The 25,737-nt window shown below is 75.9% G+C and carries 27 protein-coding genes; 16 read left to right on the top strand and 11 right to left on the bottom strand.

From position 1 onward, the window contains the following. Positions 1–8 precede the first annotated feature (8 nt). From RTG05_RS21060 to RTG05_RS21050, 3 genes are all read right to left on the bottom strand, one after another. A complete protein-coding gene (locus RTG05_RS21060; RefSeq protein WP_166526738.1) occupies positions 9–251 on the bottom strand; it encodes an acyl carrier protein in 243 nt (80 codons plus the stop codon). 81 nt (positions 252–332) lie between these two features. Further along, positions 333–608 carry a hypothetical protein gene (locus tag RTG05_RS21055; protein ID WP_315912109.1) on the bottom strand — a complete coding sequence of 92 codons (276 nt, stop codon included), beginning with the start codon at positions 606–608 and terminating at the stop codon, positions 333–335. 127 nt (positions 609–735) lie between these two features. Continuing rightward, positions 736–1,908, bottom strand: a complete 1,173-nt coding sequence (locus tag RTG05_RS21050) for an NADH:flavin oxidoreductase/NADH oxidase (protein WP_166526737.1) — start codon at positions 1,906–1,908, stop codon at positions 736–738. A gap of 225 nt (positions 1,909–2,133) precedes the next feature. Here RTG05_RS21050 and RTG05_RS21045 point away from each other — a divergent pair, with 225 nt between their 5' ends. The 6 genes from RTG05_RS21045 to RTG05_RS21020 all read left to right on the top strand — a co-directional run bounded on the left by RTG05_RS21045 (position 2,134) and on the right by RTG05_RS21020 (position 11,069). Continuing rightward, positions 2,134–3,948, top strand: a complete 1,815-nt coding sequence (locus RTG05_RS21045) for a phosphoenolpyruvate carboxykinase (GTP) (protein ID WP_166526736.1) — start codon at positions 2,134–2,136, stop codon at positions 3,946–3,948. Between the two features lie 176 nt (positions 3,949–4,124). Beyond that, positions 4,125–5,339, top strand: coding sequence for an MFS transporter (locus tag RTG05_RS21040; RefSeq protein ID WP_166526735.1), 1,215 nt, complete (start codon positions 4,125–4,127; stop codon positions 5,337–5,339). Continuing rightward, on the top strand, positions 5,336–5,731 hold the full coding sequence (locus tag RTG05_RS21035) for a rhodanese-like domain-containing protein (RefSeq protein WP_166526734.1): 396 nt from the start codon (positions 5,336–5,338) through the stop codon (positions 5,729–5,731). The genes RTG05_RS21040 and RTG05_RS21035 overlap by 4 nt, the downstream gene beginning before the upstream one ends. Beyond that, on the top strand, positions 5,689–6,399 hold the full coding sequence (locus tag RTG05_RS21030; protein ID WP_315912596.1) for an acVLRF1 family peptidyl-tRNA hydrolase: 711 nt from the start codon (positions 5,689–5,691) through the stop codon (positions 6,397–6,399). The genes RTG05_RS21035 and RTG05_RS21030 overlap by 43 nt, the downstream gene beginning before the upstream one ends. Before the next feature lie 108 nt (positions 6,400–6,507). Beyond that, positions 6,508–8,532 (top strand): HelD family protein, encoded by a 2,025-nt coding sequence (locus RTG05_RS21025; RefSeq protein ID WP_166526733.1) that lies wholly within the window; start codon positions 6,508–6,510, stop codon positions 8,530–8,532. Between the two features lie 101 nt (positions 8,533–8,633). Beyond that, positions 8,634–11,069, top strand: coding sequence for a transglycosylase domain-containing protein (locus RTG05_RS21020; RefSeq protein ID WP_315912108.1), 2,436 nt, complete (start codon positions 8,634–8,636; stop codon positions 11,067–11,069). On the opposite strand, the gene RTG05_RS21015 is transcribed toward RTG05_RS21020, so the two are convergent. Together RTG05_RS21015 and RTG05_RS21010 are read right to left on the bottom strand one after the other, a co-directional pair. Beyond that, positions 11,030–11,902 (bottom strand): YhjD/YihY/BrkB family envelope integrity protein, encoded by an 873-nt coding sequence (locus RTG05_RS21015; protein WP_315912107.1) that lies wholly within the window; start codon positions 11,900–11,902, stop codon positions 11,030–11,032. The genes RTG05_RS21020 and RTG05_RS21015 overlap by 40 nt on opposite strands. A 160-nt stretch (positions 11,903–12,062) precedes the next feature. After that, the gene (locus RTG05_RS21010) at positions 12,063–12,257 is read right to left on the bottom strand and encodes a hypothetical protein (protein WP_166526731.1); all 195 of its coding nucleotides are present in this window, start codon (positions 12,255–12,257) and stop codon (positions 12,063–12,065) included. A gap of 318 nt (positions 12,258–12,575) precedes the next feature. Between RTG05_RS21010 and RTG05_RS21005 the strand changes: the two genes are divergently transcribed. From RTG05_RS21005 to RTG05_RS20995, 3 genes are all read left to right on the top strand, one after another. Continuing rightward, positions 12,576–13,634: a C40 family peptidase gene (locus tag RTG05_RS21005; protein ID WP_166526730.1), complete on the top strand. Its 1,059-nt coding sequence runs from the start codon at positions 12,576–12,578 to the stop codon at positions 13,632–13,634. 137 nt (positions 13,635–13,771) lie between these two features. After that, positions 13,772–14,098: a DUF3817 domain-containing protein gene (locus RTG05_RS21000; RefSeq protein WP_166526729.1), complete on the top strand. Its 327-nt coding sequence runs from the start codon at positions 13,772–13,774 to the stop codon at positions 14,096–14,098. A 40-nt stretch (positions 14,099–14,138) separates the two neighbouring features. Then, on the top strand, positions 14,139–15,467 hold the full coding sequence (locus RTG05_RS20995; RefSeq protein WP_166526728.1) for a serine hydrolase domain-containing protein: 1,329 nt from the start codon (positions 14,139–14,141) through the stop codon (positions 15,465–15,467). Positions 15,468–15,684: 217 nt separating this feature from the next. On the opposite strand, the gene RTG05_RS20990 is transcribed toward RTG05_RS20995, so the two are convergent. The 4 genes from RTG05_RS20990 to RTG05_RS20975 all read right to left on the bottom strand — a co-directional run bounded on the left by RTG05_RS20990 (position 15,685) and on the right by RTG05_RS20975 (position 17,617). Continuing rightward, positions 15,685–16,305: a pyridoxamine 5'-phosphate oxidase family protein gene (locus RTG05_RS20990; RefSeq protein ID WP_166526727.1), complete on the bottom strand. Its 621-nt coding sequence runs from the start codon at positions 16,303–16,305 to the stop codon at positions 15,685–15,687. Between the two features lie 61 nt (positions 16,306–16,366). Next, positions 16,367–16,885 (bottom strand): hypothetical protein, encoded by a 519-nt coding sequence (locus RTG05_RS20985; RefSeq protein WP_166526726.1) that lies wholly within the window; start codon positions 16,883–16,885, stop codon positions 16,367–16,369. Between the two features lie 9 nt (positions 16,886–16,894). After that, positions 16,895–17,068: a hypothetical protein gene (locus tag RTG05_RS20980; RefSeq protein WP_166525601.1), complete on the bottom strand. Its 174-nt coding sequence runs from the start codon at positions 17,066–17,068 to the stop codon at positions 16,895–16,897. 9 nt (positions 17,069–17,077) lie between these two features. Next, complete coding sequence (locus RTG05_RS20975; protein ID WP_315912106.1) at positions 17,078–17,617, bottom strand: hypothetical protein; 540 nt, start codon at positions 17,615–17,617, stop codon at positions 17,078–17,080. A gap of 59 nt (positions 17,618–17,676) precedes the next feature. On the opposite strand from RTG05_RS20975, the gene RTG05_RS20970 reads away from it, so the two are divergent. Next, positions 17,677–17,931 (top strand): DUF3253 domain-containing protein, encoded by a 255-nt coding sequence (locus RTG05_RS20970; protein WP_166526724.1) that lies wholly within the window; start codon positions 17,677–17,679, stop codon positions 17,929–17,931. On the opposite strand, the gene RTG05_RS20965 is transcribed toward RTG05_RS20970, so the two are convergent. After that, the gene (locus tag RTG05_RS20965) at positions 17,922–18,395 is read right to left on the bottom strand and encodes an Lrp/AsnC family transcriptional regulator (RefSeq protein ID WP_208104696.1); all 474 of its coding nucleotides are present in this window, start codon (positions 18,393–18,395) and stop codon (positions 17,922–17,924) included. The two genes, RTG05_RS20970 and RTG05_RS20965, sit on opposite strands and share 10 nt — an antisense overlap. A gap of 264 nt (positions 18,396–18,659) precedes the next feature. Between RTG05_RS20965 and pdhA the strand changes: the two genes are divergently transcribed. From pdhA to RTG05_RS20935, 6 genes are all read left to right on the top strand, one after another. Further along, entirely contained in the window at positions 18,660–19,784 is a 1,125-nt protein-coding gene (gene pdhA, locus RTG05_RS20960; protein ID WP_166526723.1) for a pyruvate dehydrogenase (acetyl-transferring) E1 component subunit alpha, read from the top strand. After that, positions 19,784–20,761 carry an alpha-ketoacid dehydrogenase subunit beta gene (locus RTG05_RS20955; RefSeq protein WP_166526722.1) on the top strand — a complete coding sequence of 326 codons (978 nt, stop codon included), beginning with the start codon at positions 19,784–19,786 and terminating at the stop codon, positions 20,759–20,761. The genes pdhA and RTG05_RS20955 overlap by 1 nt, the downstream gene beginning before the upstream one ends. Positions 20,762–20,764: 3 nt before the next feature. After that, positions 20,765–22,231 (top strand): dihydrolipoamide acetyltransferase family protein, encoded by a 1,467-nt coding sequence (locus tag RTG05_RS20950; protein WP_166526721.1) that lies wholly within the window; start codon positions 20,765–20,767, stop codon positions 22,229–22,231. A 46-nt stretch (positions 22,232–22,277) separates the two neighbouring features. Continuing rightward, positions 22,278–23,549 (top strand): APC family permease, encoded by a 1,272-nt coding sequence (locus RTG05_RS20945; protein WP_166526720.1) that lies wholly within the window; start codon positions 22,278–22,280, stop codon positions 23,547–23,549. Then, complete coding sequence (locus tag RTG05_RS20940) at positions 23,546–24,730, top strand: AGE family epimerase/isomerase (RefSeq protein WP_166526719.1); 1,185 nt, start codon at positions 23,546–23,548, stop codon at positions 24,728–24,730. The genes RTG05_RS20945 and RTG05_RS20940 overlap by 4 nt, the downstream gene beginning before the upstream one ends. A gap of 73 nt (positions 24,731–24,803) precedes the next feature. Further along, a complete protein-coding gene (locus RTG05_RS20935; protein WP_166526718.1) occupies positions 24,804–25,271 on the top strand; it encodes an SRPBCC family protein in 468 nt (155 codons plus the stop codon). Between the two features lie 173 nt (positions 25,272–25,444). Here RTG05_RS20935 and RTG05_RS20930 read toward each other — a convergent pair whose 3' ends face one another. Beyond that, entirely contained in the window at positions 25,445–25,705 is a 261-nt protein-coding gene (locus tag RTG05_RS20930) for an HPr family phosphocarrier protein (protein WP_166526717.1), read from the bottom strand. Positions 25,706–25,737: the final 32 nt, after the last annotated feature.

Below are 25,737 nucleotides of genomic sequence, written 5' to 3'. Positions count from 1 at the left end.
TGATGCCGCTACTGGGTGGCGGGGCCGCCCTGCTCGGTGCCGGAGATCTGCCGGAGGAGCTCGTGGCAGCGGCGGGCCCGCGCGCTGTCCTGCTCCATCACCTCGCGGAAGAAGCCGGCGACGTCCTGCAGGCCGGCGTTCTCCGCGTCACGGACGTACTGGCCGTAGTCGTGCCCGGCCTTGAGCGAGTGGTACTGCACGGAGATGAGGTCGTAGGTGACGTCCTCGAAGCCGGTCTCACCGGTGGCCATGGTGTGCCTCCTCGCCTGCGGACTGTGGGGTGACGGGGGTGCCCGGTCGGCGGCGGCCGAAACGGCCCACGCCGTCGGCGCTCAGGTGTCCGGGGCCTCGGAGAACGCCCCGCCGACCACGGGCGGGCCGAAGCCCTCGTCCTCGACCATGCTGGGTCCGGGCGCGGTCCCCGTGACGTCCCCGCCGCCGGCGTCGTCGGCGGCGTCCCGCCCGGCGACGAGCTCGTCCTCGCCGGTGGCCGAGGGGTCGTCCGCGGTGGAGGCGAGGTCCTCGCCCTGCCCGTGGGCACCGGGGTCGGCCTGGGTGGTGCGCGGGTCGTTCAGCGGGTCGGGGACGTCGGGGTCGGTCACGCTCATGGCCCCGTCGTGCCCGGGAGGGCCGTGCGCCAACCCCTCGCCCCAGCCGCGCGCCGTGGCACCCCGGCCCGGCGGCCGGTGGGTCCCCGTCGCGTGCCGTGCGCCCGCGGGAGGACGGCTGGGCCGGTCAGCCGGGGCTGGTGACCTGGACCGGGTCCGGGCCGGTCCACGGGCCCAGCCGGGCGAGCAGTCGCTCGCGCGAGGCCAGCCGCGGCCCGGCCTGGACGGGGTAGGCGTCGTAGCCGGCGGTGAGCTCCCGGGCGGCGTGGACGGCGAAGTTCGGGTCGTCCTGCGCCTCGCGGGCCACGGCGACCAGGTCGGCCGAGCCGCCGGCGACGACCGCCTCGGCCTGCTGCGGGTCGACCAGCAGTCCCACGGCCATGGTGGGCACGCCGGTCCGCTCGCGGATGGTCGCGGCGAAGGGCACCTGGTAGCCGTAGCCGATCGGGTGCTTCCAGCCCGCGCCGATGCCGCCGCCGGAGACGTCGACCGCGTCCACCCCGAGTGCCCCCAGCTCCCGGGCGAAGGCGATGGTGTCCTCCAGCGTCACCCCGTCGCCGGTGGCGTCGACCGCCGACACCCGCACGAACAACGGCCTGTCCTCCGGCCACACGGCCCGGACGGCCGCGACGACCTCGAGCGGGAACCGCATGCGGTTCTCCAGCGAGCCGCCGTAGCCGTCGTCCCGCCGGTTGGTCAGCGGGGAGAGGAACTGGTTGAGCAGGTAGCCGTGCGCGGCGTGCACCTCGACCACCTCGTATCCGGCCGCGAGCGACCTGCGGGCGGCGGCCACGAAGGCCTCGCGCACCTCGGTCATCTCCTCGACGGTCAGCGGGTGCGGCGCCGGCCAGCCCTCGCCCATCGGCACGCCACTCGGGGAGACGGCCTGCCACGGGGTGTCGCCGGGGCGGGCGTTCGCCGGGGTCACCGGGCCGCCGCCGTCCCAGGGGCGCTGGGTGCTGGCCTTGCCGCCGGCGTGCGCCAGCTGGATCGCCGGGACGCTGCCGTGGGCCCGCAGGAACGCGGCGACGCGGGCAAGGCCGGGCACGTGGGCGTCGGACCACAGGCCGACGTCCCCCGGGCTGATCCGGCCCTCGGCCGTGACCGCGGTCGCCTCGACCACCACCAGCCCGAACCCACCCAGCGCGAAGCGGCCCAGGTGCACCAGGTGGTAGTCGCCGACCAGGCCGTCGGCCACCGTGTACTGGCACATCGGGGCCACGACCAGCCGGTTCGGCAGGGTGACCCCCCGCAGCGTCAGCGGGGTCAGCAGGGCGGGGTGCGTCGGGGCGGTGTCCACGGGCGGGACCAACGCCGGACCCCCTCCTGGACTTCCGGCCCGCGAGGTAGACGTCCTATACGTAACATCTCTCACGGTTGCACTCGTGTTCCCCGCTTGTACGCTTTCCGGACCCCGGCACCGCTGCCGGCGCCCCGGGCGTCAGGCGGTCCCGACGACAGCTGAGCAGCACGAGCACCCGCGCCGGCGGCCCCCCGACCGGTGTACCCAGAGGATGGAGACGCCGTGACTTCCGTGGCCACCCCCGGTCTCGAGAACGCCCCGACCACCCACGCCCGCCTGCTGGCGTGGGTGCGCGAGATGGCGGAGCTGACGCAGCCGGACCAGGTGGTGTGGGTCGACGGGACCGACGAGGAGTGGGAGCGGCTCACCGGGCAGCTGGTCGACGCCGGCACCTTCACCCGCCTGGAGAAGAAGCCGAACTCCTTCTGGTGCGCCTCGGACCCCAGCGACGTCGCGCGCGTCGAGGACCGCACCTACATCTGCTCGGTCGACGAGGCCGACGCCGGTCCCACCAACAACTGGATGGACCCGGCCGAGATGAAGTCGGTCATGACCGAGCTGTACCGCGGGTGCATGCGCGGCCGGACGATGTACGTCATCCCGTTCTGCATGGGCCCGGTCGAGGCCGAGAGCCCGATGTTCGGCGTGGAGATCACCGACTCGGAGTACGTCGTCGTCTCGATGCGGGTGATGGCCCGCATCGGCAGCCACATCCTGGAGGCCATGGGGGAGGACCGGCCCTTCGTGCCGGCCATGCACTCCCTGGGCGCCCCGCTGGCCGACGGCCAGGCCGACGTGCCGTGGCCGTGCAGCGACACCAAGTACATCGTGCACTTCCCCGAGGAGCGCATGATCTGGTCCTACGGCTCGGGCTACGGCGGGAACGCGCTGCTGGGCAAGAAGTGCTACTCGCTGCGCATCGCCTCGGTCATGGCCCGCGACGAGGGCTGGCTGGCCGAGCACATGCTGATCCTCAAGCTGGTCAGCCCGCAGGAGAAGACCTACTACGTCGCGGCCGCCTTCCCGAGCGCCTGCGGCAAGACCAACCTGGCGATGCTGGAGCCGACCATCCCGGGCTGGCGGGTGGAGACCCTCGGTGACGACATCGCCTGGATGCGCTTCGGCGAGGACGGCCGGCTCTACGCGCTGAACCCGGAGTACGGCCTGTTCGGCGTCGCCCCGGGCACCGGCTGGGACACCAACCCCAACGCGATGCGCACCATCGACAAGGGCAACTCGGTCTTCACCAACGTCGCGCTCACCGACGACGGCGACATCTGGTGGGAGGGGATGACCGAGGAGCCGCCGGCGCACCTGACCAGCTGGAAGCACCAGGACTGGACGCCGGACAGCGACGAGCCCTCCAGCCACCCGAACAGCCGCTTCTGCACGCCGATCACCCAGTGCCCGATCCTGGCGCCGGAGTACTCCGACCCGAAGGGCGTGCCGATCTCGGCGATCCTCTTCGGCGGGCGCCGCAAGACGACGATCCCGCTGGTCACCGAGGCGCGGGACTGGAACCACGGCGTGTTCATGGGCGCGACGCTGTCCTCGGAGACGACCGCCGCGGCCACCGGTGCCGTCGGCGTCGTCCGCCGCGACCCGTTCGCGATGCTGCCCTTCATCGGCTACCACGCCGCCGACTACGTCGGCCACTGGGTGGAGACCGGCAAGCAGCACGACGCCGCCAAGCTGCCGAAGATCTTCTACGTGAACTGGTTCCGGCGGGACGCCGACGGCGGCTTCCTGTGGCCCGGGTTCGGGGAGAACAGCCGGGTGCTCAAGTGGGTCGTCGAGCGGCTCGAGGGCACCGCCGCGGCCGAGGAGACCGCCGTCGGGCACGTGCCGACGCCGGACTCCCTCGACGTGTCCGGCCTGGGCATGACCCGCGAGCAGGTCGAGCAGGCCCTCGCGGTGGACCGGGACGAGTGGCGCGCCGAGGTGCCGCAGATCCACGAGTGGTTCGACAAGTTCGGGGACAAGCTGCCCAGCACCATGTGGGACGAGCTGGCCATCCTGGAGCACCGGCTGTCCTGACCGGCCCCCGCCGCGGCGGGCCCTCCTCCCGGGGGGCCCGCCGCGGGCGCGTGCGGGGCCGGCCCCTGCCACGGCGCGGGCGCGCAGCCGGGCGCTGTCGGGCCCCGGTCGCGACCGTCGGTTAGCGTGGCAGGTCAGCCGGTGACCCCCTCCGCCCGAGACGACAGGTCCCCCTCGTGCTCTCTCCCTACCTCCACGTGCTCCGCACGCCGCACACGCTGCCGATGGTGATGGCCGCGTTCGTCGGCCGGCTGCCGCTGTCGATGGTCGGCCTGGGCTCGGTGCTGCTCATCGCCTCGGAGACCGGCAGCTACGGGCTCGGCGGGGCGGTCGCGGCCACCGGGGCGGTCACGACGGCGGTCTCCGGTCCGCTGCTGGGGCGCTGGGCCGACACCCACGGCCAGCGCCGCACGCTGCTGCCGGTCCTGGCCGTCTTCGTCGCCGCCGGCTGCGTGTTCCTGCCCGCGGTCAAGGACGACTGGCCGCTGTGGACCGTCTTCGCCTCCGCCGGGGTGGCCGGCGCCTGCATCCCGCCGGTGGCCTCGATGATCCGGGTGCGCTGGACCCACCTGCTGCGCGGCACGCACCGGCTGCCGACGGCGCTGGCGATGGAGTCGGTGGTCGACGAGTTCGTCTTCATCGTCGGCCCCGTGCTGGTCACCTTCCTGTCCACGACCGGACACGCCACCTCCGGGGTGGTCACCGCCTTCGTCCTGGCCGTCGTCGGCAGCGTGCTGTTCGCCGCGCAGGGCCGCACCGAGCCACCGCCGCACGGGCACGCCGCCCGCACCGGCCCGGCGGCGATCCGCACGCCCGGCCTGAAGGTGCTCTTCGTCGTCGGCGCCGCGGTGGGCGCGGTGCTCGGCAGTCTGGAGATCGCCCTCGTCGCCTACGCCGACGAGCAGGAGGCGATGGCGCTGTCCGGCGTCCTCATCGCCGCGCTCGCGGTCGGGTCCATGGCCAGCGGCATCGGGTGGGGCAGCGTGCACTGGCGCCACCCGCTGCGGCACCGGCTGGTCGTCGCCCTCGCGGTGCTGACCGTGCTGAGCCTGCCGCTGGCGTTGATCGGTGACATCTGGCTGATCATCCCGTTCGTGGTCCTGGCCGGCCTGGCCGTCTCGCCGTCCCTCATCAGCTCCTTCACGCTGGCCGAGGTGCTGGTCCCGCGCTCGGCCACCACCGAGGCCTTCACCTGGATCGGCACCGCGCTCGGCCTCGGGGTGGCCCTGGGCTCCTCGGCCGCGGGCAAGCTGGTCGACACCGCCGGGGCCAACACCGCCTTCCTGGTCGCGACCGTCTCCGCCGCGGTGGCCACGGGGGTCGTCGCCGCCGGCCAGCGGCTGCTGCACGTGCCCGCCGAGCACGCCGCCGAGCCGGCGATGGCCCGATGACTGGGCACCGGTCCATCGACGCGGTGCTCGCCGAGGCGCGCGGCCGGATCGACCGCCTGGAACCGGCCGAGGCCGCGGCGCGGGTCGCCGCCGGTGCCCTGCTGGTCGACACCCGGCCGGTCGCCCAGCGGGAGGCCGACGGCGAGGTGCCCGGCGCCCTGGTCGTGGAGCGCAACGTGCTCGAGTGGCGGCTGGACCCGGCCAGCGACGCCCGGCTGCCCGAGGCCACCGGCCACGACGTCGAGGTGATCGTGCTGTGCAACGAGGGGTACGCCTCCAGCCTGGCCGCCGACTCGCTGCGCACCCTGGGCCTGCACCGCGCCACCGACGTCGTCGGGGGCTACCAGGCCTGGGCCGCCGCCGGGCTGCCCACCACCCGGGACAGCGCCTGACCCGTCCCCGGCCCGCGGCCGGCGGCGGCCGGCAGCTGCGCGTCCCGCCCGAGCGCCTGGGCCGCTGGCTGGACGGCGTCGCCGCCAGGCACGGCACCTTCGACACCGTGGAGCCGGCCGGCGAGGGTGTCCGGGTGGTCTGCGCGGACACCACCGAGGTCGTGTTGCGGGCGCCGTTCGGCTGGCGCGCGGGCCCGGCGCTCCTGTCGTCGTTCAGCGCGGCCGCGCGGGTGCCGCACCGGGCGGCCGTGCTGCTGGTCCGCCGCGGCCGGTGGGCGGTCGGCGTGTTCGACGGCGGCGACCTGGTGGCCTCCAAGGTCGACGCCCGCCAGGTCCAGGGGCGGACGGCGGCCGGGGGCTGGTCGCAGCAGCGCTTCGCCCGGCGCCGCGCCCACCAGACCGACGCGGTCGTGGACGCCGCCGTCGAGACCGCCGTCCGGGTGCTGGCGCCGCACGCCGGCGGGGTCGAGGCGCTGTTCAGCGGGGGCGACCGCGGTCTGGTGGACGACGTCCTGGCCGACCCCCGGCTGCGGGCGCTGGCCGCGCTGCGCCGCGAGCCGGCCCTGGAGGTCGGCGAGCCCACCAAGGCGGTGCTGCTGACCACCCCGCAGCAGTTCCGCGCCGTCGAGGTGCACATCGTGGAGCCGGGCGACCGCCCCTCCCCGTGACCATCGGCAGGTGGCTGCCGCCGTCGGCGGGTCGAGCAGCCACCTGCCGATGATCGACGCGGGACGTGCCGTGACGGATGTCGCCGCACCGCGTAAGGTCCTCCGGCCGTGTCCTCCGCACCGAGCGAGACGACCACCGCCCCCGACCCCGTCCTCGCCGCCGAGCGCGCCTACCTCGCGCGCGCGGCCGACTGCCTGACCGCGATGCGCGCGGCCACCACCGCCGTCACCGACGCCGGCGTGGACGCCTGGGCCGCCGAGCGGCTGGGCGCCGCCCGCGCCGAGCGGCTGCGCGCGCTGGCCGCCGACCCCGGCGTCCCGGCCTTCTTCGGACGGACCGACACCGCCACCGAGACCTTCCACATCGGCCGCCGGCACGTCCGCGACGCCGACGGCACCCCGGTGGTCATCGACTGGCGGGCGCCGATGAGCCGGCCGTTCTACCGGGCCGGGGCGGCCGACCCGCAGGGCCTGGTGCGCCGCCGGCGCTTCGGCTTCTCCGGCGGCGAGCTCACCGGCTACGAGGACGAGCTGCTGGGGGAGGGCTCCCCCAGCCACCCCGACGACGGGGGCCAGGTGCTGCGGGAGGCGATCGAGCGCCCGCGCTCGGGCCCGATGCGCGACATCGTGGCCACCATCGCGCCCGACCAGGACGACATCGTGCGGGCGCCGCTGGCCGAGTCGATCTGCGTGCAGGGCGCCCCGGGCACGGGCAAGACCGCCGTCGGCCTGCACCGGGCGGCCTACCTGCTCTACACCCACGGCGGGCAGCTCGCCCGCACCGGCGTCCTCGTCGTCGGGCCCAACCGGGCGTTCCTGCGCTACATCGAGCAGGTGCTGCCGACCCTCGGCGAGGTCGACGTCGAGCAGACCACCGTCGGTGAGCTGACCGCCCGGGTGCCGGTGCGCGGCGAGGACACCCCGCAGGCCGCCGTCCTCAAGGGCGACGCCCGCATGGCGCACGTGCTGCACCGTGCGCTGTGGGGGTCGATCGCCAGGCCGGCCGAGGACGTGCAGGTGCCGGTGGCCGGGCGGCGGCGCCGGGTGCCGGTCGAGCGGCTCAAGCGGTACGTCGACGACCTGCGCCGGCGTGGCCGGGCCGCCGACGACCAGCAGGTCCTGCACCACGCCGCCGGCCGGGAGCGGCTGGCCATGCTGGTGGCCGAGGACGCCCGACGGCAGGCCGAGGCCGCCGGCGGCAGCCCGACGGACGCCGAGACCCGCCGGGCGGCCCGCAGCCCGGAGGTGCGGGCGTTCTGCGACGCCGTCTGGCCGGCCCGGGACGCCGCGGAGCTGGTGCACGCTCTGCTCACCGACCCCGCCCTGCTGGCCGGCGCGGCCCGCGGCGTGCTGGACGACGCCGAGCAGGCGCTGCTGCGGCGCCCGGCCGGGCCGCTGTCCCGCGCTGTCTGGACCGAGGCCGACGCGGTGCTGGTCGACGAGGTGGCCGGGCTGCTGGAGCGCACCCCCGGCTTCGGGCACGTCGTCGTCGACGAGGCGCAGGACCTCTCGCCGATGCAGTGCCGGGCCGTCGCCCGCCGGCTGGCCGCCGGGTCGCTCACCGTCCTCGGCGACCTGGCCCAGGCCACCAGCCCCTGGTCGGCGGCCGACTGGGGCGACACCCTGGCCGGGCTCGGCCGCCCGGACGCCGCGGTGCGGCCGCTGCTGCGCGGCTACCGGGTGCCCGGTGAGGTCCTCGACTACGCCAACCGGCTGCTGCCGCTCATCGCACCCGGCCTGCCGGCGGCCACGGCGGTGCGCCGGGGGCCGGGGTCGCTGCGGGTCCGCGCGGACGGGGTGCTGCCCGAGGTGGTGCGCGAGCTGGCCGCCGCACCGGGCTCGGTCGGCGTGGTCTGCGCCGACGCCGCCGCGCCCGGGGTGGCCGCGGCCCTGGTCGCCGCCGGGCTGCCCGCGGCGGTGCTGGCCGACGACGGCGCGGTGGGGCCGCTGGCCGTCGTCCCGGCGTCGCTGGCCAAGGGGCTGGAGTTCGACGCGGTCGTCGTGGTGGACCCCGCCGCGATCGTGGCCGCCGAGCCGCGGGGGCTGCACCGGCTCTACGTCGTCCTCACCCGGGCGGTGAGCACCCTGGTCGTGCTGCACCGCGGCGACCTGCCGGGACCGCTCGGCGCGTGACGGGTGGTGCTGCCGCGACCACCCGCCGTCCGCACGCGGCGCGGGTGGTTGTGGGTGGCCGGGAATGCTGTTGGGGTGGGCACCTCACGGGAAGGGTGCACATGGACCTGGGCACGGACGCACGGGCCGGGACGCTGCTCAAGCTCGCCGTCACGGTCGTGGTGGCCGGTGCGCTCGTGGCGGGTCTGCTGCTCCCGTGGGTCGGGGGGCCCGCGGTGGCCGCACAGCAGTCCACCGGCCTGCTCGGCGACCTGCCCACCGAGCTGACCGTCGACGCCCCGGCGGGCAACACCGTGCTGCTGGCCGCCAACGGCGAGGTGATCACCTCCTTCTACGAGGAGAACCGCGCCCCCGTCCCCGGTGACCGCATCGCCGAGGTCATGAAGCAGGCCATGGTCGCCATCGAGGACGCCCGCTTCTACGCCCACCACGGCCTGGACGTGCAGGGGACGGCGCGCGCCCTGGCCACGAACATCGCCGCCGGCGGGGTGCAGGAGGGCGGGTCCACGCTCACCCAGCAGCTGGTCAAGCAGACCCTGCTGCAGACCGCCGACACCCCCGAGGAGCGCAGCGCGGCCACCGAGCAGACGCTGGGCCGCAAGCTGCGCGAGGCCCGGCTGGCCCTCGCCCTGGAGGACACCTACTCCAAGGACGAGCTGATCACCCGCTACCTCAACATCGTCTACTTCGGGCAGAACGCCTACGGCGTGCAGCCGGCCGCGCAGGCCTTCTTCGGCGTCGACGCCGCGGCCCTCACCCTGCCGCAGGCCGCGCTGCTGGCCGGTCTCGCGCAGAGCCCGACCGAGGACGACCCGTTCACCAACCCGGAGGCGGCCACCGCCCGGCGCGACGAGGTGCTGTCCCGGATGGCCGAGCAGGGCCTCGTCGACCCGGCCGAGGCCGCCGCCGCGCAGGCGTCCCCGCTGGGCCTGGCCCCGGCGCCGGCCCCCCGCCGCGGCTGCGCCGAGGCCACCGTGGGCCCCTTCGTCTGCGACTTCGTGCAGCGCCACCTGATCCAGGAGCTGGGGCTGACCCAGGAGCAGCTGGACAACGACGGGCTGGTCGTCCGGACCACCCTGGACCCCGACCTGCAGCGCGCCGGGGACGCCGCCGTGCTGCAGACGGTGGCCCTGGGCGACCGGCTGGCCGGCATGTTCACCGCCGTCGAGCCGGGCACCGGCCACCTGCTGGCGATGAGCGTCAACCGCGTGTTCGGCTACGACCCGAACGACCGCGCGCAGGAGTCGTTCAACCTCAACCTGGCCGCCAGCAAGGGCTCCGGCTCGACCTACAAGGTCTTCACCGCGGCCGCGGCCCTGGCCGAGGGCTACTCCCGCTACTACACGCTGACCACGTCGGACCCCTACGTGTCCCGCGTCTACCAGGACGCCGGGCGCCCCTACGACGTGGAGAACGCCGGCACCTACCGCCCCACGCTGGACCTCACCACCGCGCTCTACCAGTCCTCCAACACCTACTTCCTGGCGCTGGAGGACGCCCTCGGCAGCGTCGAGGAGCCGGTGCGGATGGCCGAGCGGATGGGGTTGTTCCAGTTCAGCGACCCCGCGCTGCCGCAGCGGATCATCGACGAGAACCGCGGGTCGTTCACCTTCGGCGCGGAGGCCACCAGCCCGCTGGCCCTGGCCAGCGCCTACTCGACGCTGGCGGCCAGCGGCACCCAGTGCGACGTCGTCCCGGTGACCGAGGTGCTCGACCGGAACGGCCGGCCGCTGCGCGGGGCCGACGGCGAGCCCCTGGCCCTCGGCGACCGGTGCACCCCCGAGGCGGTCGCCCCCGGCGTCGCCAACACGCTCAACCAGATGCTGCGCAAGGACGTCGAGCCCGGCTTCCCCGGCGCGACCGGCACCCGCGCGTACGTGCCCGGCCACCAGATCGCCGGCAAGACCGGGACGGCGCAGGACAACGACTCGATCGCCTTCGTCGGCTACACGCCGGAGGTCGCGGCCAGCGTGATGGTGCTCAACCCCAAGGAGAAGCAGAGCGTCCGCGGCTTCGGTGGCGGCAAGGCGGCCACCATCTGGCGCGACGCCATGGCGCCGGTCCTGCAGGCACGCGGCAGCGGGGAGTTCCCGCCGGCCGACGAGAAGGTGGAGAACGGCAACACCCGCCCGGTGCCCGGCTGCACGTCGGTGCGTGCCTGCCGCACGGCGCTGACCGACGCCGGCTTCGAGCACCGCACCGCCGAGGTGGACAGCGACCGGCGGCGGGGCACCCTGCTGGGCACCAGCCCGCCCCGCGGCGGCCGCGCCGTGCCCGGCCAGGTGGTCGCCATCCTGGTCAGCAACGGCGAGGACTACGTCGCACCGGCACCGGCGCCGCAGCGGCCGGCCGAGACCGACCGGCAGCAGCCGGGGTCCCGGCCGCAGGCCCCCGAGGCGCCGTCGGAGGCCCCGGCGCCCGACGCGGAGCGCCAGCCGCCGGCCGACGCCCCGGCCCCGGACCCGCAGGACGGCGGCGGGCAGCCGGAGCAGCCCGGTCAGGGCCGGCCGGACACCGGGGGCCGGCCCGGGGGCTGAGCAGCGTCGCGCAGTCGCTCGTCGAGGGCCTGGGTGAGCAGCCACCCCCCGATGACCACCAGGTGCAGCAGCCACAGCCACAGGCTGACCGCCACGACGGCGCCGACCTCGGTGAGGCCGCCGAACGGGGACCCGAGGGCCAGCGGCAGGGCCAGGAACACGACGAAGCCCTGCAGGAAGCCCGACAGGCAGGCGGCGGTGAACAGCACGCCGGACACCAGGGCGGCCAGCCGCAGCCGCCGTCCCCCGGCGATGACCCCGTAGCCCCAGCCCAGTGGCACGGTGAGCACGGCGAGCACGGAGTAGTAGCCGACGAAGAAGCTGCCCACGTCGCTGCCCCGCTCCTGCATGTCCGCCATCACCCCCGCGGCCATCAGCAGCGGGTAGGCCAGCACCGGGAAGGCGGCCACCAGGGGCATGGCCAGCAGCCGGCCCCGCCAGCCGGTGAGCGTGTCCTTCTCGGTGGTGAAGCGCAGCAGCGCCCGGCGCAGGCCCTCCCCGTAGAAGGACAGCGGGACGAGGGCGAGCACGAACTCCAGCAGCCCCATCGACACGCCGGTGTCGACCAGGGTGCGCACCGCCTCCGGTGCCCCCAGCTGACTGGGCAGCAGCTCGCCCAGCCGGCCACCGAGGTCCCGGACGGCCTCCGGCGAGGTGGCCAGGGCGGTCAGGGACAGCGCGACCAGCAGCAGGGGGACGACGGCGATGTTGGCGTAGAAGGTGAGGCCGGCGGCGATCAGCGCGACGTCGCGCCCGCGCAGCTGTTCCGCGGCGTCCTGCAGCAGCCCCCGCGTCTCGGCGCGCAGGCGGGCCGCCGACCAGGTCGCGCTCACCCCCGGTCCAGCGGGGGCCGGGCCGCCGCGCACCCGCCCGGGCCGCGCACGGGTCCGCCGGCCCCGGTGCCGACGACGGCGCCGCACGCGTCTCCAGCCACCGGCGGACCGTAACCCGTGCAGCCGGGAGCCGTCGGTCCGCCCCGGGGTCGCGTCGTGGTCAGCCCTCGCTGTCGTCCTCGGTCTCGCTCTGCTCCTGGTTGTCCTGCTCGGTGTCCTGGCAGAGCTCCTCGTCGGTGGCACCGGCCTCGGCGGCGTTGCACTCGCCCTCGCCGCGCTGCAGATCGGTGTTGCTGCCGCACCCGGCCAGCGCGGCCGCGGTGACCAGCACGACGAGGGGTCGCTTCAGATCCATGACCGCTGCGTGCCCCGGCGCACCCCCGGGCAACCCCGTCCGCCCCAGCGGCCCCGGCCGCCCCAGGCCACCTGCGGGATCGCGTCGACGACCGACGAAACGCGCCCGGCCTGATTGTCACAGTGCGATCACGCCACTACATTCAGTGCATCCGCCGGGGCTCCCGGTCACCGAGGTGGAGACCTCCTCTCCCGGGGTGACGGCCCGCGGCCCACCCGGGTGCAGCGCGCACCGGCACCTGCGGCCGGGCGGTCGACCGTGCCCGGGCCCGTCAGCCGCCCGGTGGGCGGCCGGAGCAGAACGGAGTGCCGCCGCACCATGGCGACCCCTCGCACCGCCCGCCGTGCCGCCCTCGTCCTGGCCGGCGTCCTCGGACTCGCGTTCGCCGCGGTCCCCGCGGTCGCCGAGGAGCCGACGACCGCCGCCGCGGCCGCGCAGCTCGTCGCCGCCCGGGGGCACGAGCTGGAGGTCCTCACCGAGGACTTCAACGAGGCCCGCGAGGAGATGGCCGGCCAGCAGGCCGCGGCGGTGGCCGCCGCGGCGACGGTGACCGAGGCGGAGCGTGCGGTCACCACCGCCCAGGACGCCGTGGTCGGGATCGCGCGCAGCGCCTTCACCGGTGAGGGCGCGGGGGCCCTCCGGGCGCTGCTGACCAGCGGGTCGGCCGAGGAGTTCGTCAACCGGGTGACCCTGCTGCAGGCGGTGGCCGGCCACCAGGGCGAGCTGCTGGAGCAGGCGGCCGCCGCCGGCGAGGCGGCCCGGCAGGCGCGGGTGGTGGCCGACCGGGCCGCCGGCGAGGCGCAGCGGCAGTACGACGCGGTGGCCCGCCAGCAGGCGGAGCTGCAGGCGCAGATCACCGCCTACCAGGCCGACTACGCCCGGCTGTCGGCCGAGGAGCGGCGGGCGGCCCTGGCGGCCGCCGCGGCCGCGCACGGCCCCGCCGAGGGCGACCGGGCCAGCCGTGTCGAGCGCGAGGAGCCGGCGCCGGCCGGGACCGCCCCCGCCCCCGTCGCGGTGGGCAGCGGCTCGGTGCAGGCGGTCGTGGACCGGGCGATGGCCCAGCGCGGCAAGCCCTACGTGTGGGCGGCCGGGGGCCCGGCGTCCTTCGACTGCTCGGGCCTGGTGCAGTACGCGTTCGCCGCCGCGGGGGTCGACCTGCCACACTCCAGCCGCATGCAGTCGGCGATGGGCGCACCGGTGTCCCGGTCCGAGGCGCGCGCCGGGGACCTGGTCGCCTTCTACAGCCCGATCAGCCACATCGGCATCTACCTGGGCAACGGCCAGATGGTGCACGCGCCGACGTCGGGTGACGTGGTCAAGGTGTCCAGCATCGACGTCATGGGCGCCCCGCCGAAGTTCACCCGCGTCGCCGTCTGACCCCCGGACCGCCAATGTCGCGACAAGTGCGCCTCCGACCGCCTCTGACGCGAGAAGCGCGCCGCCCGGGACGGCGGGTGGTCGGGGTCACCGCGGGCGGGAGGCCGGTGTCCCGCGCGGTCGGGGACCATGGGGCCGTGACCCCGCGCGCCGTCGCCCTCGCGTTCCGTGCCGTCGCCCTGGCCGAGGCGGGCTCCTGGGTGGGCCTGCTGTTCGGGATGTTCGTCAAGTACGTGCTGGCGACCTCCGAGCGCGGGGTGCAGATCTTCGGCCCGGTCCACGGCGCGGTCTTCGTCGTCTACCTGGTCGTCACGGTCGTGGCCGCCCGCGTGCTGCGGTGGAACGCCGGGACGACGCTGCTCGCCCTCGCCGCGTCGGTGCCGCCACTGGCCACCCTCTGGTTCGACCGCTGGGCCACCCGCACCGGCCGGCTGCCCGTGCCCGAGGCGGCCCCGACCTCCTGAGGCCCACCCGCTGACCCCCGGCTCGCTACGGTCCCCGGTCATGCCGGAGCCCGTGCTGCCGTCCACCGCCCGCCTGCTGCTCGCCCGCACCGCCCGGGCCCAGCGCGACGGCCGGGCGCCGAGCCTGGTCGCCGGCGTCGTCCGGGACGGTGGCCCGGTCTGGTCGGCCGGGCGGGGTGGGGTGCCCGGACCGCACACCGACGTCCAGTACCGGCTCGGCTCGATCAGCAAGACGGTCACGGCGGTCGCGGTCCTGCGGCTGCGTGACGAGGGCCGGGTGCACCTCGACGACCCGCTGGACCGGCACGTGCCCGGCACCCCGCTGGGGGACCGCACCGTCGGCCAGCTGCTCGCACACGTCGCCGGCGCCGCCGCGGAGAGCCCGGGGGAGTGGTGGGAGCGGGCCCCCGGCGGCACGCTGGCGGACCTGCGGCTGGGCCCGGAGCACGTCGTGCTCGGCGCCGCCCGCCGCTTCCACTACTCCAACCTGGGCTTCGGCCTGCTCGGTGAGCTGGTCGCCCGGTTGCGCGGCCGCCCGTGGGAGGACGTCGTCCGCAGCGAGGTGCTCGCCCCCCTCGGCATGGACCGGACGACGCCCCGGCCGGTCGCCCCTGCCGCCGAGGGCCGCGCGGTGCACCCGTGGGCCGACGTCGTCCTGCCCGAGCCGGAGCACGACGCCGGCGTGATGGCCGCCGCCGGGCAGCTGTGGGCGACGCTGGGCGACCTGTCCCGCTTCGCCACCTTCCTGCTCGGCGACACCGGGGACGTGCTCGACCCCGCGACGCTGGAGGAGATGACCGTGCCCGCAGGCGTGGACGCCTCCGCACCGGGGTGGTCGGCGTACGGCCTGGGCCTGCAGGTGCTGCGGGTCGACGGGCGCACCCTGGTCGGCCACGGCGGGTCGATGCCCGGCTTCCTCGCCGGCGTGCTGGTCGACCGCGAGGAGCAGACCGGGGCGGTCTCGCTGGCCAACACCACCAGCGGCCTGGACCCGCTGCTGCTCACCGGCCTGCTCGGCGACCTGCGGGCCGCGGAGCCGCGGGTCGTGGCGGCCTGGGCGCCGTCCTCGCCGCCGGTGCCGCTGGAGGTCCTCGGCGTGTGGTTCTGGGGCCCGGCGCCGGTCGTGCTGCGCGCGGTGCCCGGCGGCCTGCTGCACCTCGGCCCGCTGCCGGGCCGGGCCGGGCGGGCCAGCCGCTTCACCCGGCGGGACGACGGCACGTGGCTGGGCCTGGACGGCTACTACGCCGGCGAGCCGCTGCGCATCGCCGAGGACCACCTGGACATCGGCACCTTCGTCCTCACCCGGCAGCCCTACGACCCGGCCGCCCCGGTGCCCGGCGGCGTCGACGAGGGCGGCTGGGAGAGCTGAGCGGGTGGGCGCAGCCGACGTCGTGCGCTCGCAATGCCGCTCGTCCAGCTGAGTCGACAGCGGATCCGATCGTCCTCCACGAGAACGGGCCCGCGTCGTGGACCTGCCCGAGCCAGCCGTGGGCACATCGTGCCGGTCGGTCAGGGCACCTGTTGCTGACTGATCACACGAGGGCACCTGTGTCGGTGAGAGCGGCCGACATCGAGCAGATCTCGCGTCAGCCGGCGGGGTACAGGCCGGCGGAGTACTGCTCGCCGTAGTAGCTCTCGATGTCCTCGAGCCGTTCCCCACGGCGCTCCAGCCGGTGGGCGATCCGGGCACGGGAGGGGACGTCGTCCGGCCGCCAGCTCTCCGGGTCCCACAGGTGCGAGCGCAGGAACGCCTTGGCGCAGTGGTGGAACACCTGCTCCACCTCGACGACCAGCGCGAGCAGCGGACGGTGCCCCTGCACCAGCATGCGGTCGAGCAGCGCCGGGTCCCGGGTCAGCCGCGCCCGGCCGTTGACCCGCAACGTGTCACCGCGACCCGGGAGGAGGTATAGCAGGCCGACGTGCGGGTTGGTCAGCACGTTGCGGAAACCGTCGGTCCGCCGGTTGCCGGCCCGTTCCGGGAGTGCGAGCGTCCGAGCGTCGAGGACTAGGGTGAAGCCAGGTGGGTCGCCCTTGGGGGAGACGTCACAGCTGCCGTCGGTGGCGCTGGTCGCCACCAGGCAGAACGGCGAGGCCGCCAGCCACTCCCGGTCCAGCTCGTGGAGGCTCGTCCGCTCCTTGGCCAGCGCGGGCGGAGCGGGCTCACCGAGGAGCTCGCGCAGCTCCGCCTCCGTGGTGATGTCGTGCACACCGTGCAGTCTGCCGGGCCTAGTCCACTTCCGCGGAAGTGCACCGGAGGACGGCCCCCCATCACAGGCGGTCGAAGGCGTCCATCGTCGTCTTGACCACCGCGGCGTAGGCCACGTGGGGGACGACGTCGGCCGCCCAGTCGGCGCCCGACCAGGTGCGCGGGTCGGTCACCCCGAGCACCGTCATCGGCCCGTTGGAGGCGACCAGCACCCCGAGCGTCGTCAGCAGCGTGCCGACCAGCGGCTGCGACCGGTAGCCGGCCGCACGCACCAGCCCGACGACGACGCCGACGCCCACGCCGGCGACCAGCCCGGTGATCGGGCCCAGGCCCTGCACCCGGTTGGCCCGCGTGTCGTCGTCCCCCGGGATCGGCAGGTGCGCCCGCTGCGCCAGCACCTCCACCGTCTGCTCAGGGGTGGAGCTGGTGCCCCGGCCGCGGACGACCATGTCCAGGTAGGTGACCGCGTTGAGCGCCGTGGTGCCCGCCGCGCCGGCGGCCGCGCCGCGCAGCGCCCAGCCCGCCACGCTGATGCCGCGCCGTCCCTTGCCGATCGTCCCCAGCGGGGTGCGCTTCGCCATCCGCGGGGTCTACCCGCCCTGCTCGGCGGTGCACACCCCCGGCACGGGGCGGCACGGGAACTCGGCGACCAGTGCGGCGCAGGCCAGCTCCCGCCGGCAGATCTCCCGGACGGCGTCATCCTGGCCCGGCGGGCCGTGGGCGGACAGCAGCTCCTGCAGCAGGTCGCGGTCTCCGGGGTCCACGGCGCGCCCCTACCCGCGGCCGTCCCGGCCGCGGCGGCGCAGCAGCAGACCGCCGACCACCACGACGAGGACGGCGGCGGCACCGGCCTCCAGGGTCGTGCGCGACGGGCCCGTGCGGACCTCGGTGCCGGCCGAGCCCGGCGTGGGCGTGCCGGAGCCGGTCAGCATCTGCACCTCCGCCGCGGCCTCGACGGTCCACGGCGCGGTGCCGCCGCACGACCCGGCGGTGAGCCCGTCGCCCTCCCGCGTGGCGAACACGAGGAAGGGACCCTCGCCGCTGAGCTCCAGGCCGCACCGGGCAGGGGACAGCACCCCCTGCCGGGCGGCGACCCGGCCGGTGTACACGGTGCCGACGCGGAAGACGTGCAGGACGGTGTCCCCGGCCTCCTCCCGGGACTCCAGCCGGCCGGAGAAGACCGCGTCCGCGCGCAGGGCGAGCTCGGTCGGCGTCCCCCCGGTGCAGCCGCACGCCGACGCCCCCGGCGCCGACACCCACCCGGCGAGCACGAGCAGCAGGGCGGCGAGCAGTCCGGTGGTGGCGCGGCGCACGACCACCAGCATCCCCGGGCCGGTGGCGCCGTGGCGGGAGGGCGGCCAACCTGGGCGGTGTGGACGACGTCGGCGCGCGGCTGGAGCAGGCGATCGACGCCCTGCTGGACCAGCGGCGGGCCGGGGCGACGATCTGCCCGTCGGAGGCCGCCCGCGCCGTCGACCCGGCTGGCTGGCGGGAGCTCATGCCGGCCGCCCGCGCGGCGGCCGGGCGGCTGGCCGCGGACGGCCGGGTGCAGGTCACCCAGCGCGGTGAGGTCGTCGACGTGGCCACCGCGCGCGGCCCGGTGCGGGTGCGCCGGCCTCAGTCCTGAGCCGACGCACGCGCCAGCAGCGGGCCCATGCGGTGGTCGACCAGCCGGCGCAGCGCCAGCGCGGTGTCGGTGCGCTGCACGCCGGGGATGGCCAGCACCCGCTCGGTGATCCGCCACAGGTCGTCGGCGTCGACGGCGACCACCCGCACCAGCAGGTCGGCGACGCCGGACAGCGCGGTCACCTCGAGCACCTCGGGGATGTGTGCCAGCGCGTCGCCGACGTCGGCCAGGCTGCGCTGCACCACCTGCACGGTGACGTACGCGCCCAGCCGGTAGCCCAGGGCCTCCGGGCGGACGCGGTGGTCGAAGGGCGCCAGCGCGTCGCCGGACTCCAGCCGGGCCAGCCGCGCCTGCACCGTGTTGCGGGCCAGCCCGAGCCGCTGCGACAGGGCCATGACCGTCGCCCGCGGGTCCTCGCCCAGGGCCTGCAGCAGGCGGGCGTCGGTGGCGTCGAGAGCGGGCACGTCGCTCAGTCTGACAGGCCCGGCCCCCCTCGGAGGGGTCATGCTGCGCAATCCGTGCGGAGGACCTTGCGCAGATCGGTGGGCGGGTGTCTGCTCCACCCGGGACCCGGACGTGCCACGATGTGTGAGTGGCGCCACACCCGGGTGCCACGGGACGTCCGACCCGCCGCCCCGACCGGTGACCCCGGCAGCGGCGGTGCGACGGTGAGGAGGAGCACAGTGCGCGAGCTCGCGAGCAGGCCCCTGAGCGCTGCCGTGTCCGGCATGACCACCGAGGTGGTCGACCCGGTGCCCGGGGCGGGTGCGCCGCACCTGCCCCGCCAGACCGGCCTGGTCCAGCTGCTGACCCCCGAGGGCGAGCGGGTGCAGCACCCCGACTACGCCATCGACGTGACGGCCGAGGAGCTGCGCGACCTCTACCGCGACCTGGTGCTGGTCCGCCGGTGGGACGTCGAGGCCACCGCGCTGCAGCGGCAGGGCGAGCTGGGCATCTGGGCCTCGCTGCTGGGCCAGGAGGCCGCGCAGATCGGCGCCGGCCGCGCGCTGCGCCCCGACGACACCGCCTTCCCCACCTACCGCGAGCACGGCGTGGCCTGGACCCGCGGGGTGGACCCGCTGCACGTCATCAGCCTGTTCCGCGGCGTCGACAACGGCGGCTGGGACCCGGTCGCCACCGGCTTCAACCTCTACACCGTCGTCATCGGCGCCCAGTGCCTGCACGCCACCGGCTACGCCATGGGCCTGCAGCGCGACGGCGCCGAGTCCGCCGCGCTGGCCTTCCTCGGCGACGGCGCGACCAGCCAGGGCGAGGTCAACGAGGCGATGATCTGGGCGGCCAGCTTCTCCGCCCCGGTCGTCTTCTTCTGCCAGAACAACCAGTACGCGATCAGCGTGCCGCTGGAGCGCCAGACCCGGATCCCGCTCTACCAGCGGGCCGCGGGCTTCGGCTTCCCCGGCGTCCGGGTCGACGGCAACGACGTCCTCGCCGTCCTGGCGGTGACCCGCGCGGCGCTGGCCGCCGCCCGCGAGGGCCAGGGCCCCACCTTCATCGAGGCGTTCACCTACCGGATGGGCGCGCACACGACCTCCGACGACCCCACCCGCTACCGGCTGGCCAGCGAGCTGGAGGAGTGGAAGCTGCGCGACCCGATCGCCCGGGTGAAGGCCTACCTCTCACGCACCGGCACCGCCGACGCCGACTTCTTCGCCGACGTGGAGGCGCAGGCCGACGAGCTGGCGGTGCGCATCCGGCGCGGCACGACCGAGATGGCCGACCCGCCCGGGAGGGCGATGTTCGACCGGGTCTACGCCGAGCAGACGCCGCACCTGGCCGCGCAGCAGGCGCAGTTCGAGGCCTACCAGGCCGGCTTCGAGGGAGGCGGTCACTGATGGCCGAGACGCTGACCATCGGCAAGGCGCTCAACCTCGGCCTGCGCCGGGCGATGGAGGACGACGCCAAGGTCGTGCTCATGGGTGAGGACATCGGCCGCCTCGGCGGGGTCTTCCGGATCACCGACGGTCTGCAGAAGGACTTCGGCGAGGACCGCGTCGTCGACACCCCGCTCGCCGAGGCCGGCATCCTCGGCACCGCGGTCGGGCTGGCCATGCGGGGCTACCGGCCGGTCTGCGAGATCCAGTTCGACGGGTTCGTCTTCCCCGCCTACAACCAGATCGTCACCCAGGTCGCCAAGATCCACGCCCGCTCGCGCGGGCGGCTGCCGATGCCCGTCGTCATCCGCATCCCCTTCGGCGGGGGCATCGGCGCCGTCGAGCACCACAGCGAGAGCCCCGAGGCCTACTTCGCGCACACGCCGGGCCTGAAGGTGGTCGCGGTCAGCAACCCGGTGGACGCCTACTGGGGCATCCAGCAGGCGATCGCCCACCCCGACCCGGTTGTCTTCCTGGAGCCCAAGCGGCGGTACTGGGACAAGGGCGAGGTGGACACCGGCGCCACCCCGGAGGCGCTGTTCGCCTCCCGCGTCGTCCGCGCCGGCGACGACGTCACCGTGCTGGCGTACGGCCCGATGGTGAAGACCGCGCTGCAGGCCGCCGAAGCCGCCGCGGAGGAGGGCCGCTCGCTGGAGGTGGTCGACCTGCGCACGATCAGCCCGCTGGACCTCGACCCGGTGGTCGACTCGGTGCGCCGCACCGGGCGCTGCGTCGTCGTCCACGAGGCGCCGGTGACCCTCGGGCTGGGCGCGGAGATCGCCGCCCGCGTCACCGAGCACTGCTTCCACTCCCTCGAGGCCCCGGTGCTGCGGGTGGGGGGCTACGACACCCCGTACCCGCCGTCCAAGCTCGAGGAGGAGTACCTGCCCGACCTCGACCGGGTGCTCGACGCCGTCGACCGCGCCATGGAGTTCTGACCGATGCTGCGCCAGTTCACCCTGCCCGACGTCGGTGAGGGGCTCACCGAGGGCGAGATCCTGCAGTGGCTGGTCGCCGTCGGCGACACCGTCACGGTCAACCAGCCGCTGTGCGAGGTGGAGACGGCCAAGGCCGCCGTCGAGCTGCCCAGCCCGTGGGCCGGCACGGTCACCGCGCTGCTGCACGACGCCGGTGCCACCGTCGACGTCGGGACGCCGATCATCACCATCGACACCGGCGGCGGCGACGTGCCCGCCCCCGCCCCCGACCGGGCGGCGGACGCCGAGCCCGCGGCCGGGCTGATCGGCGGGGCGGCGCCCGGCGGGCGGACGGCGGTGCTGGTCGGCTACGGCCCGCGCACCACCGAGGCCCGCCGCCGCCCGCGCCGCGGCGCACCGCCGCCGAACCGGCCCGCCGCGCGGGTGCCCGGGGCGGACTACGGCTCGGGCGGCCAGGACCGTCCGCCGCTGCTGGCCACCGCCCCGGACATGACCACCAAGCCGGTGCGGCACGGTGGCCTGGAGGTGGGCCGGCAGGCCGAGGCCAACGCCGCCGACGAGGAGTCGGCGACCGCCCGCAGCGCCGCCCCCGGCCGTGGGCGGGCCCGCCCGCTGGCCAAGCCCCCGGTGCGCAAGCTGGCCAAGGACCTCGGCGTGGACCTCACCGTGCTCACCGGCAGCGGTCCCGGCGGGGTCATCACCCGCGCCGACGTGCAGCAGGCGGCGGCGCCCGCGTCCGTGACGGAACTGCGGCCGGCCCCGGACCCGACGGCGGGCGAGCAGCGCATCCCGGTGCGCGGGGTGCGCAAGCACACCGCGGCGGCGATGGTGGCCAGCGCGTTCACCGCCCCGCACGTCACCGAGTTCCTCACCGTCGACGTCACCCGGGTGCTCAAGCTGCGCGCGCGGCTGGCCGCCCGCCCGGAGTTCGCCGGGGTGCGGGTCAGCCCGCTGCTGTTCGCCGCCAAGGCGGTGCTGCTGGCCGCGGGCCGGCACCCGATGGTGAACAGCTCCTGGGACGAGGCGGCGCAGGAGATCGTCGTGCACGGGCAGGTGAACCTCGGCATCGCGGCGGCCACCCCGCGCGGGCTGCTCGTCCCGAACGTCAAGGACGCCGGCCGGCTGTCCCTGGTCGAGCTGGCGACCGCGCTGGCCGAGCTCACCGAGACCGCGCGGGCCGGGCGCACCGCGCCGGAGGACATGACCGGCGGGACGATCACGATCACCAACGTGGGCGTCTTCGGCGTGGACACCGGGACGCCGATCCTCAACCCCGGCGAGTCGGCGATCCTGGCCTTCGGCGCGATCCGCGAGATGCCGTGGGTGCACAAGGGCAAGGTGCGCCCCCGGCAGGTCACCCAGCTGGCCCTGTCCTTCGACCACCGGGTGATCGACGGGGAGCTGGGCAGCCGGTTCCTCGCCGACGTCGGTGCGCTGATGTCCGACCCGGGGACGGCGCTGGCGTTCTGAGGCATGCTCCACGCGTGACCCGACCGACGGCGGCCGCGGGGCCGGCATGACCGGCGGCGCCCCCGGCGCCGGCCGCCCGGAGCTGGACCGGCGGCTGGGCACCGGCGACGCCGTGGTCATCGGCGTGGGCTCGATGGTCGGCGCCGGCGTCTTCGCCGCCTTCACCCCCGCCGCGGCCGCCGCCGGTGCCGGGCTGCTCGTCGGCCTGGCGCTGGCCGCCGTCGTCGCGTACTGCAACGCCGTCGCCTCCGCGCAGCTCGCCGCCCAGTACCCGTCCTCGGGTGGCACCTACCTCTACGGCCGCGAGCGGCTGGGCCCGTGGTGGGGGTTCCTCGCCGGGTGGGGCTTCGTCGTCGGCAAGACCGCCAGCTGCGCGGCGATGGCGCTGACCTTCGCCGCGTACGCCGCCCCCGCCGGCTGGCAGCGGCCGGTGGCCGTCGTGGCGGTGGTGGCGCTGGCCGCGGTCAACTACCGGGGCATCACCCGCACCGCCGGGCTGACCCGTGTCATCGTCACCGTCGTCCTGCTCGCCCTCGCGGTGGCGGTGGCCGTCGCCTGGGCCGGCGGGCGGGCCGACCCGGGCCGGCTGGCGTCGTGGGACGCCCCGCCGGGCGGCTGGTACGGCGTGCTGCAGGCGGCCGGCCTGCTGTTCTTCGCCTTCGCCGGCTACGCCCGCATCGCCACCCTCGGCGAGGAGGTGCGCGACCCCGCCCGCACCATCCCGCGCGCCGTCTCCGCCGCCCTGGGCATCGCGGTGGCCGTCTACGCCGTCGTCGCGGTGACGCTGCTGGCCGTGCTCGGGCCGGAGGGGACCGCGGCCACCCCGGTGCCGCTGGCCGCCGCGGTCGGGGACGCCGGCGACTGGGCCGGTGCGGTCGTGCGCGTCGGCGCCGCCGCAGCCGCCCTCGGCGCGCTGCTCGCGCTCATCGCGGGCATCGGGCGCACCGGCCTGGCGATGGCCCGCGAGGGCGACCTGCCCGGCCCGCTGGCCGCCGTCCACCCCCGGTACCGGGTGCCGCACCGCGCGGAGGTCGCCCTCGCCGCGGTCGTCTGCGTGCTGGTGCTGACCGTCGACCTGCGCGGGGCGATCGGCTTCTCCTCCTTCGGCGTGCTGCTCTACTACCTGGTCGCCAACCTCGCCGCGGCCACCCAGACCGGCCCGCACCGCCGGTACCCGAGGGCGCTGCAGGTGCTCGGCGCCCTCGGCTGCGTCGTGCTGGTCGTGACCCTGCCGCCGTCCTCGGTGGCCGCCGGGGTGGCCGTGTTCGCGGTCGGGGTCGGGTACCGGCTGTGGCGGCTGCGTAGCGTGGCCGGGTGACCGACCTCGACCGGCTGCTGCAGTTCGCCGCCCGCTCCCGCCTGCCGGAGGGCTTCGGCCACCTCGGGGACGACGGCCGGGTGCGCCCCGACCGCGGCCAGGAGACCTGGATCGTCGCCCGCATGACCCACGTGTTCGGGCTGGCGCAGCTCAGCGGCCGCGACGGGTGGGACGGACTGGTCCGCCACGGGGTCGAGGCGCTGGTGGCCGGCCCGCTGCACGACCGCACCCGCGGCGGCTGGTACGCCGCCGCCACGGCCGACGGGGTCCCGGCCGACGACGGCAAGGCGGCCTACCCGCACGCCTTCGTCGTCCTGGCCGCCGCGACCGCCACCGCCACCGGCGCGCCCGGCGGCCGGGAGCTGCTCGACGAGGCGCTGGACGTCTGGCAGACCCGCTTCTGGGACGACACCGAGGGACTGGCGGTCGAGGAGTGGGACGCCGGCTGGAGCCGGCTGTCGGACTACCGCGGCGCCAACGCCAACATGCACGGGGTGGAGGCCTCGCTGGCCGCCGCGGACGCCCTCGGGGACGACGACCCGCGCGCGGCCCGGCTGCGGAGCCAGGCGCTGCGCGCCACCGAGCGGCTGGTGCACGGCTGGGCGCGGGCGTGGCACTGGCAGCTGCCCGAGCACTTCACCGCCGCCTGGGAGCCACTGCCCGAGTACAACCGCGAGCAGCCGGCGCACCCGTTCCGCCCGTACGGCGTCACCGTCGGCCACCTCTTCGAGTGGGCCCGGCTGGCGCTGCACCTCCGCGCTGTCATCCCCGAACCGCCGTCCTGGCTGCTCGAGGACGCCGTCGGCCTGTTCACCGCGGCCGCCTCCCGGGGGTGGGCCGTCGACGGGTACGACGGCTTCCCCTACACGCTGGACTGGGCCGACCGCCCCGTGGTGCGCCAGCGGATGCACTGGGTGCTGTGCGAGGCGGTGGCCGCGGCCGAGACGCTGGCCACCGTCACCGGTGAGGCGACGTACGGCGTCCTGGCCCGCCGGTGGCGCGCCCACGGGGAGGCCCGGTTCGCCGACCCCGCCACCGGCAGCTGGCACCACGAGCTCACGCCGGAGGGCGCCGTCGCAGCGGACACCTGGGAGGGGCAGCCGGACGCCTACCACCTCGCGCAGCTGCTGCTCCTGACCGGCCGCCCGGTGCGGGGCAGCGTGGCGGCCGCCTCGCGCTGAGGCCGCGTGTGTCCGCCCGGGGGGTCCGGGTAGGGCGGGAGGCGTACCGGAACCCCGAGCAGAGGAGTGCACCGTGGCCAGCGTGCAGGAAGCCGTCGACGTCGACGTCCCCATCCGGGTCGCCTACGACCAGTGGACGCAGTTCGAGTCCTTCCCGCAGTTCATGGGTGGCGTCGAGCGGATCACGCAGATCGACGAGACGCGCACCCACTGGGTCACCAGCATCGACGGCGTCACGCGGGAGTTCGACGCCGAGATCACCGAGCAGCACCCCGAGGAGCGGGTGGCCTGGACCAGCACCGGCGGCGACGCGAAGCACGCCGGCGTGGTCACCTTCCACCGCCTCGCCGACGACAAGACCCGCGTGATGATCCAGATCGACTGGGAGCCCACCGGCGTCGTCGAGAAGGTCGGTGCGGCGCTGGGCTTCGACGACCGGCAGGTCAAGGCCGACGCCAAGCGGTTCAAGGAGTTCATCGAGAGCCGCGGCACCGAGACCGGGGCCTGGCGCGGCGACGTCCCCCGCCCCGACCAGCAGTAGGAGGACCCCGTCCTCCTCACCGTTCGCAGGCTCACGGCGAGCCTCTGGACGGGGCCGGGGGCACGGGACGGCGCCCGCCCCCTTCCGCAGGGGACGGGCGCCGTCGTCCGTGGTGGCCACCCTCCAGGGGCCCGCGCCGAGCGTGCGAGGCGTGGGGGGAGGGTGGTCCTTCTTCAGTCCGCGTCGAGGTCCTGGGCGACCAGACCGGCGATCTGGTCGAGCACGGCGGGGTCGTCGCTGCTCACGACGACCTCGGTACCCTGCTTCGCGCCGAGCGTCATGATCATCAGGGGCGATCCGGCGTCGATCGGGTTGCCCCCCGGGGTGGCCAGGGTGACCGGCACGCCGGCCTTCCCGACGGCCTCGGCGATCAGGGCCGCCGGCCGGGCGTGCAGCCCGACCCGGGAGCCGACGGTGACGGTCTGACTGGGCATGGGGGAACTCCTCGATCAGGGGCGGACGGGTG

The organism is Geodermatophilus sp. DSM 44513, from assembly GCF_032460525.1.
In the GTDB taxonomy this organism is placed as follows: Bacteria; Actinomycetota; Actinomycetes; order Mycobacteriales; family Geodermatophilaceae; genus Geodermatophilus.
Note: the sequence above shows the minus strand (reverse complement) of the source record. Positions and strands in the feature narration are given on the sequence as shown.

Bases quoted from the DNA above. Each gene is read 5' to 3' on its own strand.
- RTG05_RS21055 (WP_315912109.1), bottom strand. From the start codon at position 608: ATGAGCGTGACCGACCCCGACGTCCCCGACCCGCTGAACGACCCGCGC.
- RTG05_RS20945 (WP_166526720.1), top strand. From the start codon at position 22,278: ATGACCGGCGGCGCCCCCGGCGCCGGCCGCCCGGAGCTGGACCGGCGG.
- pdhA (WP_166526723.1), top strand. From the start codon at position 18,660: ATGACCACCGAGGTGGTCGACCCGGTGCCCGGGGCGGGTGCGCCGCAC.
- RTG05_RS21060 (WP_166526738.1), bottom strand. From the start codon at position 251: ATGGCCACCGGTGAGACCGGCTTCGAGGACGTCACCTACGACCTCATC.
- RTG05_RS20955 (WP_166526722.1), top strand. From the start codon at position 19,784: ATGGCCGAGACGCTGACCATCGGCAAGGCGCTCAACCTCGGCCTGCGC.
- RTG05_RS21005 (WP_166526730.1), top strand. From the start codon at position 12,576: ATGGCGACCCCTCGCACCGCCCGCCGTGCCGCCCTCGTCCTGGCCGGC.
- RTG05_RS20950 (WP_166526721.1), top strand. From the start codon at position 20,765: ATGCTGCGCCAGTTCACCCTGCCCGACGTCGGTGAGGGGCTCACCGAG.
- RTG05_RS20985 (WP_166526726.1), bottom strand. From the start codon at position 16,885: ATGGCGAAGCGCACCCCGCTGGGGACGATCGGCAAGGGACGGCGCGGC.
- RTG05_RS20995 (WP_166526728.1), top strand. From the start codon at position 14,139: ATGCCGGAGCCCGTGCTGCCGTCCACCGCCCGCCTGCTGCTCGCCCGC.
- RTG05_RS21020 (WP_315912108.1), top strand. From the start codon at position 8,634: ATGGACCTGGGCACGGACGCACGGGCCGGGACGCTGCTCAAGCTCGCC.
- RTG05_RS20930 (WP_166526717.1), bottom strand. From the start codon at position 25,705: ATGCCCAGTCAGACCGTCACCGTCGGCTCCCGGGTCGGGCTGCACGCC.
- RTG05_RS21010 (WP_166526731.1), bottom strand. From the start codon at position 12,257: ATGGATCTGAAGCGACCCCTCGTCGTGCTGGTCACCGCGGCCGCGCTG.
- RTG05_RS21035 (WP_166526734.1), top strand. From the start codon at position 5,336: ATGACTGGGCACCGGTCCATCGACGCGGTGCTCGCCGAGGCGCGCGGC.